This is a genomic window from Thermodesulfobium sp. 4217-1, from assembly GCF_039822205.1.
In the GTDB taxonomy this organism is placed as follows: domain Bacteria; phylum Thermodesulfobiota; class Thermodesulfobiia; order Thermodesulfobiales; family Thermodesulfobiaceae; genus Thermodesulfobium.
On the sequence record NZ_JBAGBW010000036.1, the window covers coordinates 1 to 12,438 of the forward strand.

9 protein-coding genes and 1 tRNA gene are annotated in these 12,438 nt (G+C 35.9%); all 10 read left to right on the plus strand.

Annotated elements, in window-relative coordinates:
* Positions 1-40 precede the first annotated feature (40 nt).
* Positions 41-2,479 carry an ATP-dependent Clp protease ATP-binding subunit gene (locus V4762_RS09400; RefSeq protein WP_347315526.1) on the plus strand — a complete coding sequence of 813 codons (2,439 nt, stop codon included), beginning with the start codon at positions 41-43 and terminating at the stop codon, positions 2,477-2,479.
* Positions 2,448-3,818, plus strand: coding sequence for a DNA repair protein RadA (gene radA, locus V4762_RS09405; RefSeq protein ID WP_347315527.1), 1,371 nt, complete (start codon positions 2,448-2,450; stop codon positions 3,816-3,818). Before V4762_RS09400 ends, radA begins: the two co-directional genes overlap by 32 nt.
* Positions 3,782-4,867, plus strand: coding sequence for a DNA integrity scanning diadenylate cyclase DisA (disA, locus tag V4762_RS09410; RefSeq protein WP_347315528.1), 1,086 nt, complete (start codon positions 3,782-3,784; stop codon positions 4,865-4,867). Before radA ends, disA begins: the two co-directional genes overlap by 37 nt.
* A gap of 9 nt (positions 4,868-4,876) precedes the next feature.
* Positions 4,877-6,022, plus strand: coding sequence for a YibE/F family protein (locus V4762_RS09415; RefSeq protein ID WP_347315529.1), 1,146 nt, complete (start codon positions 4,877-4,879; stop codon positions 6,020-6,022).
* Positions 6,023-6,213: 191 nt separating this feature from the next.
* The gene (locus V4762_RS09420; protein WP_347315530.1) at positions 6,214-6,648 is read left to right on the plus strand and encodes a carboxypeptidase-like regulatory domain-containing protein; all 435 of its coding nucleotides are present in this window, start codon (positions 6,214-6,216) and stop codon (positions 6,646-6,648) included.
* 169 nt (positions 6,649-6,817) lie between these two features.
* A tRNA-Ser gene (locus V4762_RS09425) sits at positions 6,818-6,909 on the plus strand.
* A gap of 26 nt (positions 6,910-6,935) precedes the next feature.
* Complete coding sequence (locus V4762_RS09430) at positions 6,936-7,142, plus strand: hypothetical protein (protein ID WP_347315531.1); 207 nt, start codon at positions 6,936-6,938, stop codon at positions 7,140-7,142.
* 5 nt (positions 7,143-7,147) lie between these two features.
* Complete coding sequence (locus V4762_RS09435) at positions 7,148-8,722, plus strand: Ppx/GppA phosphatase family protein (RefSeq protein ID WP_347315532.1); 1,575 nt, start codon at positions 7,148-7,150, stop codon at positions 8,720-8,722.
* Positions 8,719-10,884, plus strand: coding sequence for a polyphosphate kinase 1 (gene ppk1 / locus V4762_RS09440; RefSeq protein WP_347315533.1), 2,166 nt, complete (start codon positions 8,719-8,721; stop codon positions 10,882-10,884). The genes V4762_RS09435 and ppk1 overlap by 4 nt, the downstream gene beginning before the upstream one ends.
* 1 nt (position 10,885) lies before the next feature.
* Positions 10,886-12,412, plus strand: a complete 1,527-nt coding sequence (locus tag V4762_RS09445; protein WP_347315534.1) for a Ppx/GppA phosphatase family protein — start codon at positions 10,886-10,888, stop codon at positions 12,410-12,412.
* Positions 12,413-12,438 lie beyond the last annotated feature (26 nt).

A 12,438-nucleotide genomic window follows, 5' to 3' on the forward strand; every position in this document is an offset into this window, starting at 1 on the left:
ATATATCATAGTAAAATTAAATACCAAATGGAGGTCTAAAATGTTTGAAAAGTTTACCGAAAAGGCAGCCAAGGCTATAATCCTTGCTCAGGAAGAAGCCAAGCGCTTGGGCCATAATTTCGTCGGTACTGAACATATACTTTTAGGTCTCTTGGCTGAAGGAACAGGCATTGCAAACAAGGTTATAAATTCTATGGATATAGAACCACAAGATATAAGACGTGAAGTAGAAAGACTGATAGGCCGCGGCGGCGGCACGCTTATATCGGAAATACCATTCACGCCAAGAGCCAAAAGAGTACTGGAGCTTTCATGGGAAGAAGCAAGGCTTCTAGGCCATAATCACATAGGCACTGAGCATATACTTCTCGGTCTTCTTAGAGAGGGAGATGGCATTGGAGCAAGAGTTCTAAAATCGTTTGGCCTGGATATAGGAAAAGTTAGAAGCCAGATTATACAAATAATATCTGGCGGATCAGTGATTAAAAGCAAAGAATCAAGCCGTACTCCACTCCTGAATGAGTTTGGAAGAGATCTTACGGCCCTTGCACGAGAAAAAAAGTTAGATCCTGTAATAGGAAGAGATAAAGAAATAAAAAGACTAATACAGATAATGTGCAGGAGAACGAAAAACAATCCTGTACTTATCGGAGATCCAGGTGTAGGCAAAACTGCAATAGTTGAAGGCCTAGCCCAATCAATAGTTGATGGCGGTGTCCCGCTTTTACTAAGGAAGAAACGTTTAATCTCCCTTGATCTTGGATTACTAATAGCAGGCACGAAATATCGCGGAGAATTCGAGGATAGACTTAAGAAAATAACAGAAGAAATAAGAAGCTCTGGAAACATAATACTCTTTATCGATGAGTTGCACACAATAGTTGGGGCTGGTGCTGCCGAGGGAGCGGTAGATGCTGCCAACATACTCAAGCCCGCTCTTGCAAGGGGTGAAATCCAATGTATCGGAGCAACGACTGTTGAAGACTATAGAAAGCATCTCGAAAAGGATGCGGGGCTCGAGAGAAGATTCCATCCCATACAGGTCGAAGAGCCAACCCAAGAGGAAGCAATTCAAATATTAATGGGCCTAAGAGAAAGATATGAAACGCATCACGGAGTAAAAATTTCCGAAGATGCAATTATGTCATCAGTAAAACTCGCCAAAAGATATATTTCTGACAGATTTCTGCCAGACAAGGCGATAGACGTTCTTGACGAGGCATCTGCAAAAGTAAAGCTAAAAGAGCCTGCCATATCAGATGCATGGAAAGACCTTTACAAACAATTGGAATATGTAATTGCAGAAAAAGAAAGCGTCATAAGAATGCAAGATTTTGAAAAGGCTGCGATCTTAAGAGACGATGAACAAAAAATAAGAGATGAAATATCTACTTTTAATAACCAGGAAATAGACGATACCCTGGAGGCCAAGATAGTAACCGAAGAAGATATCGCAGAAATAGTTAGCGAATGGACGGGAGTAGAGTTAAAGAAACTTACCGAGTCTGAAATGAAGAAGCTGTTGAACCTTGAAAATGCTCTTCATAAGAGAATAGTTGCTCAGGATGAGGCCGTAAGATCAATTGCAAAAACACTAAGAAGAACAAGGGCGGGTCTCCAGGATCCCAAAAAGCCCTTAGGATCTTTTTTGTTCTTGGGGCCAACCGGAGTAGGAAAGACTGAGCTTGCAAAAACACTTGCCGAATACCTTTTCGGAAGTGAAGAATCGCTATTGAGATTTGATATGTCAGAATATATGGAAAAGCACACAGTATCGCGTTTGGTTGGAGCTCCTCCTGGATACGTTGGCTACACCGAAGGTGGCCAGCTTACTGATGCCGTCAGGAGAAAGCCCTCATCTGTCATTTTGTTTGACGAGATAGAAAAGGCTCACCCCGATGTGTTTAACCTCTTGTTACAGATATTAGATGACGGAAGATTGACTGATGGAAAGGGCAGAACGGTCAATTTCAAGAATACAATTCTTATTATGACCTCTAACCTTGGAACACACATGCTAAAAGAGGGCTCACCCGGATTTTTAGCATCCTCAAACGCACTTGATTACGAAAAACTGAAAAGTCAAATTCAAAAAGAACTCAAGGATACCTTTAGACCAGAATTTTTAAACAGAATAGATGAAATAATAATATTCAGCTCTCTTTCACAGCCAGACATGCTCAATATAACAGAAAAAATATTAGAAAATGTAAAGGACAAGCTGAAGGTAAACCTGATAGACATATCTTTCTCTGAAAAGGCTATAGAACAATTAGCCAAAGAGGGCTTTGACCCAAAGTTTGGAGCCAGACCACTAAAAAGACTAATCCAAAAGAGAATAGAAGACCCGATAGCTGACAAGATCATAGAAGGCTCAATTAGAGCAAACGATAGCATAGAAGTCGACCATAACTCAACTGAGTTTGTATTTAAAAATATACAAGAGCTTGTACCAGCGAGGAGCTGCAATAGCAAATAAAAATAAAAATAATTTCATATGTACAGAATGTGGATTTGAATCTGCTGTCTGGAAGGGGCAATGTCCAATATGTAGTTCTTGGAATAGCTTTCAATCAAAAGACGACATATTGGAAAAAGAAAGTGTTCTTCAGTTAGATGATTTAGTTTATGTTGAAGAAGAGAGATTGACATTTGAGTTACCCGATCTAAATGATATTTTTGGTGGCGGAGTTGTTAAAGGCTCCGTCACATTGCTTTCTGGAGAGCCAGGCATTGGAAAGTCAACCTTAGCTCTTCAAATGGCAAATCAAATTTCGAATCGATATCAAGAAGTCCTATACATATCAAGCGAAGAATCTGCAAACCAGGTGGCATCCAGAGCAAAAAGATTGAACCTAAATGAGAAAAATTTAAAATTCCTTTCCTGCTCCGATCTAAACAAGATACTTAAAACAGTGAAAAATTATAATTTTTCTATGATTGTAATTGATTCTATACAAATGCTTTATGATTCTGAAGAGGCCTCGTCTTTGGGATCTCCCTCCCAGATGAAACAATGCGCATCAAAAATAAACTTGTTTTCCAAGCAAACAAATACCCCTTTTTTATTAATTGGTCACATAAATAAAGAAGGCTCAATTGCAGGCCCAAAATTTATTGAGCACTTGGTTGACAGCGTCTTGTTCTTTCAGGGAGACAGGTCTTCTACCACAAGAACCCTTAGGTCTTTAAAAAACCGTTTTGGATCGACGAATGAATTAATTATTTTTGAGATGAAGGAAGAGGGTCTAATAAAACCCAAAAATATCTCAGAGCTAATTTTAAAAAATAGCGATCTCTCAGGAACTTCTTTTTGTATAACCATGGAAGGCTCCAGGCCTCTTCTTGTACAAGTTGAGTCTCTTGTTAACCAATCCTTCAAAACTAACTCAACTAGGCTCTCTCACGGCATAAACTTTAATCACTTCATGCTAATAGTAGCAATTTTAGAGAAACATCTAAATATGAAACTGTACGATAAGGATATCTACATAAACATAACTGGCGGTATCACAACAGAAGACAGAGGTATAGATCTTGCAATTGCAGTATCATTAATTTCATCTTATTATGATATCATTATTCCAAAGAGTACACTTTTTATAGGAGAATGCTCTTTATCTGGAGAAGTAAGAGCTGTATATAATATTGAAAAAAGACTTTTAGAGGCATCAAAAATTGGTATCAAAAAGGTCTTTGCGCCTGACATAAAGACAAAAGTTAAAGATTTAGATTTGAATGAAATAAAAAAACTAAAAGATTTAACAGATTGGATAAAAGAATGGAAAACTCAGTATTCAAAAGAAAAGATTGGTTAAAATCTCTAAAATTGATTTCACCTGGAAACCCATTAAGAGATGGTGTGGACCTAATCCTTGATGCCAGAGGAGGTGCGCTTATTGTTGTAGGCAGTCCAGAAAAAACCCTGCCAATAACAGTTGGAGGCTTTCCTCTCGAAATAGAATTTACTCCTGCCAGATTATTTGAATTGTCAAAGATGGATGGAGCCATAATACTAAATGCTGACGCAAAAACGATATTAAGGGCAAACGCACTCCTTATACCAAATCCAAACATACCATCTGTAAACACTGGGTCAAGACACCAGGCGGCAGAAAGGTTTGCAAAGCAAACAGGCGAATTGATAATAGCGATCTCAGAAAGAAGAGGTGTGGTGACTCTATATAAAGGAGATGTAACATATCCTTTGAAAAGCAGCGCATCTATTGTGGGGCGCGCAAATCAAGCACTCACCACGCTTGATAGCTACAAACAAGTTTTTAATCGCTCGCTCGAACACCTATCTGTCCTTGAGTTCACAGACAGCGTTACAGCATCAGATATCGCAAATATCATCACCAGATCTGAAATGCTAAAATTTATTGAAGAAGAGATAGAAACATATATTATACAGCTTGGCAAAGACGGTCTCTTAACGAAATGGCAATTGCTCGAACTCATGTCCGAAGTTAAAGAAACCGAGGTTTTAATTCTAAAAGACTACCTCAACGAAGAAAAATTAACAGATATAACAAAATTACTTGAAAATTTAAAACAGCTTAAGTCTGAACAAGACATATTAGATCAGATTGTAGTAATGAAACATCTTGGTTTCAACAATCCAGACCAACCTTTAACTCCAAAGGGTTATAGAGTATTAGGAAATGTGCCTAGGCTGCCATCGGCAATTGTAGAGAAGTTGATTGTAAATTATAAAAACTTGAACAACTTGTTGGAAGCAAAAGAAGAAGATCTCGACAAGCTCGAAGGTGTAGGCAAGATTAGAGCACATCAGGTTGTAAGCTGTCTATCAAGGATGAAAGAAGTTACAAAGATATCTTCTTCAAGAGATATCAAAAAGAATTAACAAGCCAAGATGAAAAAAACCATAGTTCTTTTATGTCTCGCTTGTATCTACCTAACATTTTTTTTGGTGCGCGATGCACTATGCGACCAACCTTCCCAAACCTATGAGGAAGCAAGAGTAATTTCTGTTTCAAAAGAGCCGAACAAAGATAATCCAAACCTTGAAATATTGCAGACCAAGATCGAACTTATTACCGGGGTCTTTAAGGATAAAGAGTTTACCACAGAATACGTTCACCAGATTGGCTCACCTTACGACTTAAAACTGTCACCGGATGAAAGAGTGATAGTTTATCAGCAGATAAGATCGGACAACGAACCGACATTTTTTATTTCAGATATTGCCAGATACAATAAATACCCATGGCTCCTTTTAATATTTTTTATTTTAATTTTTATTGCAAGCGGTTTAAGAGGAATATATATGATGATAGGGCTATTTGGCTTTATGTTCTTAATATGGCTTTGGCTAATACCGGCAGTAATTACAAATCTAAACATCCTTGTCGTCACCATTGCAGTCTTGTTTATAGGCGTCGTGATACAAACAATATTGATCTGTGGTTTTTCCCAAAAATCTTTATCTGCAATTATAGGCACTATTTCTGGCATCATTGTCGCATCTGTTTTTTCTTATTATCTTAATAGTTTCTTGAACATCACAGGGATGATAAGCGAGGAAGGATTATTCTTGAAAAATATTAGCTTGAACATTAATTTTACAAATCTTTTATCATCTGCAATGATAATTGGTTCTTCTGGAGCGGCGATAAAGTTATCGACAGGCATTGCCTCTACGGCAGAACAGTATAAAATGCTCTTTCCTACTTCAAATTGGAGAGAAATTTTTAACTCTTCTTTCCAATCAGGAAGAGAAAGCTTGCCAGAATTGCTGCAGACTCTCTACCTTGCTTACATTGGATGTTACCTGCCCTTAATACTTTTAGTATCAATACAGGGACCGACTCTTTCATGGTTTAGGGTATTTAGTCTTGAGGTGGTAGCTACAGAAATTGCAAGGTCATTTATAGCAATAATAGTGCTCTTTATAACTCTACCTGTAACGTCATTTCTTATATCAAGATTTTTATCTTCTAATTTTGTTTTAAATCTATTTTTAAAAATAGTAGGTAAAATTCTAATATTAAAAAGGTGATGCAATCATCTGTTAATGTTAAAATAGATTGAGCGTTGCTATTTTCAGGCTAACAATATTGCATCTAATTTTCAAAAGTAGTGAATTAACTAAACAGAAAACGCAAGGGTATCTAGATGTTATAATGTGGTTGTAATAATTTACAATAACATATAATATATATAAAAATCAGAAATATTAGGAGGAGTTCTATGAAAAGTTACACATCAATAATAATAATGTTTTTATTCGTAACCACTTTATTCATATCTAACGCAAGGGCTTTTGAACTGCCTTTTTTCAAAAAAAGCAACAAAGCAAAAATAGAAAAAATCACCCCTGCTCAACTTTCTGAAACAGGTTTTTTTGGTTTTGTGATCAGCAAAGAATCTTTTGACCCAATACCAAATGCAACGATAAAATTTAACAATGAGCAAACAACATCATCCGATAGAGGTTACTTTAGCGTACAGGGGTTAAAGCCAGGAAAGTACAAACTCTTCGTCTCTGCTGCTGGCTTTAAGCCTTTGAAAAGAACTATTGAGGTAAAAGCGGGCACCTACAATCAAATAGACTCATTTGAACTCAACCCTATCCCAAAGAAGACCAACAAAAAGAAAAAGAAATTCCTATTCTTCACGTTTTAAGCTCGATGCAATTATAAATTAAACGGGATTAACTTATAATTGCAAGCTATAGTCGTAAATCTTTTTCAAAATCTTTTTTATTAAATTTGATAACACAAAATAAGTAATAATTTTAATTGTGTTTGAAAGTTTTAAGCTTTTAAAATATAAATTTCAGTTTAAATTTTGTGGAGAGGTGTCCGAGTGGCCGAAGGAGACCGCCTCGAAAGCGGTTAGCTGATTAATTTCGGCTCGTGGGTTCAAATCCCACCCTCTCCGCCAAAAAAATATTACAAGAGGTGTTGTTCTTGAGACAGAATAGAAATGTTGATTTTTTTCTTTTAGGAACGCTGACAGGAAGCTTGGCTTTTTTTATCGTCTCTTTTATGCTTTGCTCAGGGAAGCTCGATGTTAGCCTTCAGCCCGAAACAATTAACTCAAAAAATAGAGATCCCAAAGATCTATTAAAAAACATTGACTCACGGCTAAAGGAACTTGAAAAAGAAAAGCTTTAACACCCATGGATAAAAGTGAAGACAGCAACTCTTATGTCAAGGAAGCTAAAAAGACAGAAAGTAAAATAATTGGAATTATCGACATAGGGGCAAACTTTGTCAAAGCCCATATAGCCCAGAAAAAAAACGATAGAATATTCGAAACAATCGAAGACATAAAAAAGCCTCTTTCGATCGGCAAGGACACCTTCTCAATAGGCAGAATTTCAAACACAATACTGCTCCAATTAACAAAAATACTCAAGGAATTAAAGGATTTATTTAAAGCATACGAGGTGGAAGAAACCTTGGTTTTTGCCTCTACCGCTATCAGAGAAGCAAAAAATTGTGATTTCATAATTGAAAGAATAAAGATTGCCACAGGAATAGACATTAAACTAATAGAGACAATCGAAGAATCTTTTTATAAATATCAATATATGAAAAGGCATGACTGCTATCTCAGACTGTTCGGCAATAAATCAGTTTTAATTTTTGATATAGGTTCTGGTGGACTTTCCCTAATGATAGTAGAAAGAGACAAGCTTAAATATGCGTCAAATCTTGAAATAGGATCGCTAAAATTAAGAGCGCTACTCTCAAGCCTTGAAAGAGAAACGCTTGATTTTGCAGAGATACTAGATGAGTTCATAGAAAGCAAGATGCACACCATCTCACAGGAGATAAAAAATTATAAAATAGATTTTGCGATTGGCCTTGGAGGAGAAAGCAAAGTAATTTACAATCTAATCTTTGAAGAAGAACCCCCAAGGGATATTAGCAATATAAGTAAAGAAAAACTTTTGAAATTTTATAACGAAATTAAAGACAAAACCACAATTAACCTTGTTGAAGACTATTATTTAATGCCGCCAGTTGCCAATGTCCTTTTGCCATCAACTATTATTTTTAAAAAGATATTAGATATTTGCGAAATTAATGAAGTTGGGATTATGGGTTTCTCCTTTAGGAGCGCAGTAGCAAATTCAATTCTGATGGACGAAGGCGCTCTTTACGAAGATGACATATTAAGCGTTTCAGAAAGTATTGCAAAAAAATATTTAAGAAATATTAATATGTCTCACAACATTCTGAGATTTGCCGTTTCGATTTTTGACTACACCAAAAATTATCACGCAATGGGAGACAAAGAAAGACTTCTCTTAAAGATGGCCTGCATTTTACATGACGTTGGAAAATTTGTAGATGTAAACGATCCAGGAGAACACTCATATAATATTATTAGCTCCGCAAAGATTCCAGGACTCAGCAGCGAGGAAAGAGACATCATCGCAAATTCAGTTAAGATATATCAGGAAAGAGATCCAGATGAAAAAGATTGTTCATTTAGTTGTAAAACAATTAAAGATAGGCTAACCATAACAAAAATAGCAGCTATATTAAAGCTTTCCAACGCTCTTGACTCCTCACAAAAGGGGAAGATTCAAGACATAAAATTAGAGATTGAAGAACACTATCTGATATTTAAAACCCTTACTCATGACGACATTCTCCTTGAAAAGTGGCATTTTGATAATGAATCTATTTTCTTTAGAAGAATTTTTGGCCTAATTCCTGTTTTAAAAGTTATCCCGCAATGATCAGAGAAAGAATCTACAACATAAATAGAGAGCTATCTCTTTTAGAATTCAACAAGAGAGTGCTTGAGGAAGCGAAAGACGGCAGTAACAAACTCTTTGAAAGGCTAAAATTTCTTTCCATAGTTAGCTCCAATATGGACGAGTTCTTTATGATCAGAGTAAGTTCAATTATAGACAAGGTGCTCGACGATTTCGTATTTCAGGACTCATCAGGTCTAACTCCTGAAGAGCTTTACAAGGAAATTACCTTAAAAGCTCACCAGATATCCCAAGATCAGCAAACTCTTTTTTTGGAAGAACTCATGCTTCTTTTGAAAAAAAACAACATAAATATATTAAAAATCAATGAGTTAAGCCCAAACCAGCTAAACTTTGTACAAAAATACTACAAAAACACTATTTACCCAGTGCTAACTCCTATGGCTGTGGATAGCTCAAGGCCATTCCCTTTTATTCAGAGCAGAACCCTAAATATATTTGTCTTATTAAGATCAAATTCCGATTATCTTGTAAAAAATAAAAACCAAAAACTTAAAAAGGAAGATGTTTTCGCAATAATTCAGGTGCCAGGCGTCTTAGACAGATTTATTTCCCTACCCTCTGATAAGAACAGTTACAGCTACATACTCTTAGAAGACATAATAGCCCACCACTTAGGCGACCTCTTCAACAACCAAGAAATTGTCTACAATTCACTCTTCAGGATCACAAGAGATGCCGATCTCACTATAGACGAACAAATTGCAGAAGATATATTAGAAGAAATAGAAAAGTCTTTAAAAAGAAGAAGATACGGCGAGGTAGTTAAGCTTGAAATAAGTAAAGATTGCCCTGAAATTTTAGAAAATTTTTTAAAAGACAATTTCGAGCTTGACGAAGAAGATGTATATAAAATAGATGGACCATTAGACTATACCTTCCTAATGAAGTTTTCCAATCAAGAAATTGCAGCGTTCAAAAGTCTTAAAGACATCCCTTTGCAACCAGTAAGGCCAATCGATTTCTTGACAGCTGACAATACAACCATATTCGATCTGATAAAAGAAAGAGATCTCTTGCTGCATACCCCGTTTGAGAGCTTTGAAAAGATTATAGAATTTGTTCGCACAGCAGCACAAGATCCAGATGTTCTCGCAATAAAAATGACACTATATAGAGTCACGAAAAATTCCCCAATAGTAAAAGCCCTTGAAGAAGCTGCGGACAATGGCAAGCAGGTAACGGTAGTTATTGAGCTAAAAGCTCGTTTTGACGAAGAAAACAACATCATATGGGCCAAGAAGCTCGAAAAAGCAGGCTGTCATGTAGTATATGGGCTCACCCACTTAAAGGTCCACTCAAAAGCCATTCTAGTTGTCAGAAAAGAAGAGGGTACAATAAGAAGATATGTTCATCTTGGGACTGGAAATTACAATGAAAATACTGCAAAGATTTATACAGACCTCAGCCTGTTTACCAGCAATGTCTACTTTGGAACAGACGTATCAAATCTTTTCAACACGCTGACAGGACTTTCCCAGCCAAGTCACTGGTATAAGATAGGGGTTTCACCCATCAACTTAAGAGAGAAAATAATTAGATTGATAAGAAGAGAGTCAAAATATCGCTCTAACGGACACATTATAGCCAAAATGAACGCCTTAGTAGATGATGAAATAGTAAAAGAGCTCTATCTCGCATCGATAGAGGGGGTAAAAATAGATCTAATTGTGAGAGGAATATGCTGCCTAAGGCCCAGTATAAAAGAAATCAGCGAGAATATAAGAGTAATTAGCATTGTGGGAAGATTTCTTGAACACAGCAGGATATTTTACTTCAAAAATGATTCAAATGAAGAGATATATCTTTCAAGCGCCGACTGGATGCCAAGAAATCTTGACAGAAGGATAGAAACAATTTTCCCTGTTGAGAGCGAAGCATTAAAGGAGAGAATTAAAAAGTGTCTAAACATAATGTTAAAAGACAACGTAAAAGCAAGAGATCTCAATGAAGACGGGAGCTATATCAGAGTCCCAAAAAATTCACAAAATCAAATAGATAGCCAAATGCTTCTATATGAAACAATATTAAAAAGTGCTGAAGTCAAGAACAAAGAAATCAAGACGATAAAGAGTATGGAATTCGTCCCCATCCAAAATTTTGATGACGAGACAGCAATATAACATGGGAAAACGATTATCTGTAATAGACCTTGGCTCAAACTCTATAAGACTGGGAATTATAGAGGTAAACGAGGACAAGAGCTTTAGAATACTTGAGGAAAAAAAAGAGCAAGTCAGGTTGTCAGAAGGATTCTACAAGAATAGCTTCATCCAGGAAAAACCCATTAGAAGGGCCATCCAAACGCTTAAGACTTTTAAAAAGATTATTGAATTTTATGACACAAAAAAAATTATAGCTGTAGCTACAGCATGTATTAGAAATTCAAAAAACGGAAAAGACGTCTTAGATCTGATCTTTAAAGAGACGCTCATAACATTTAAAATTATCTCTGAAAAAGAAGAATCATATTATGGATACCTTGGAGCATTAAATACAATTAATTTAAGAGACTTCATACTTGCAGACACTGGAGGCGCCAGCACTGAGATTACCCTTGTAAAGGACAGAAAGATAGTCAATTTTGTTTCGATTCCCTATGGAAGCGTAAACCTTACAGATATGTTTTCAGAAACAAAAGAAATATGTGACACAAAAAATATAGAAAATTTTTTGAAAAAAGAACTTCAGAATATCCCATGGCTAAAAGACGTTAAATTGTCAGGAATGCCAATTGTAGGAATAGGAGGATCAAATAGGACCTTTGCAAAGATACACAGAGCTCTTCATAAATGGTTTTCGCTAAAGCTGCATCATTATGAGCTGACAAAAAATGAGGTTTTTCAAATATATTCATATATTGCAAATTTAAGTTCAAAAAATAGAAAAAATATAGATGGTCTCTCAAAACAAAGATCTGACATCATCTTAGCAGGAATGGCTCCTTTGAAGGTGTTATTCGACATAACAAATTCGGACAAATTTGTTGTTAGCGGAAATGGCCTTAAGGAAGGGTTAATTTTTGATTCGTTAAGCAACGACTTTAAGATTTATCCTTTAATATACGAAAATATTTTGGACAACAGTTTACTAAATATTGCTAATTTATATTTTTTGGACATAGAGCATGCAAAAAGAGTTACCCACCACAGCCTATCAATATTCGACCAGATGAGGCCCCTTCACAATTTTGACGAAAATGATAGGAAATTATTAGAAATAGCATCGTTTTTACACGACATCGGAAAGTACGTAGATCCTTACAATCATGCAAAACATGGCGCATACCTAATCCAAAACCTTCCTATATACGGAGTAAACCCAAAAGATCTCATAAGATGTTCATATATTTGCCTATTTCACGAAAATAAAATCAAATTTCAACAACTTCCCAATGAATCCTTTATATCTGAAAAACAATTTAAAGATATCATAAAACTTTCAATATTTTTAAGGCTCGCTGAACAGATAGAAACATGCGAATGTGCCGCAATAAAAGCTGTAACGATCAGTATAAGAAATAATGAGGTACTGCTTAAACTAAGAAAGAGCTATGAAGAATATGACACAGAAACCGAAATTATAGAGCTCTCAAAGTCAAGCAAGGTTTTCAAAAAATTCTTTAAAAAAACCTTAACAATAGCAAGATAGGAAAATATTCCCAAGATAAGTTATAA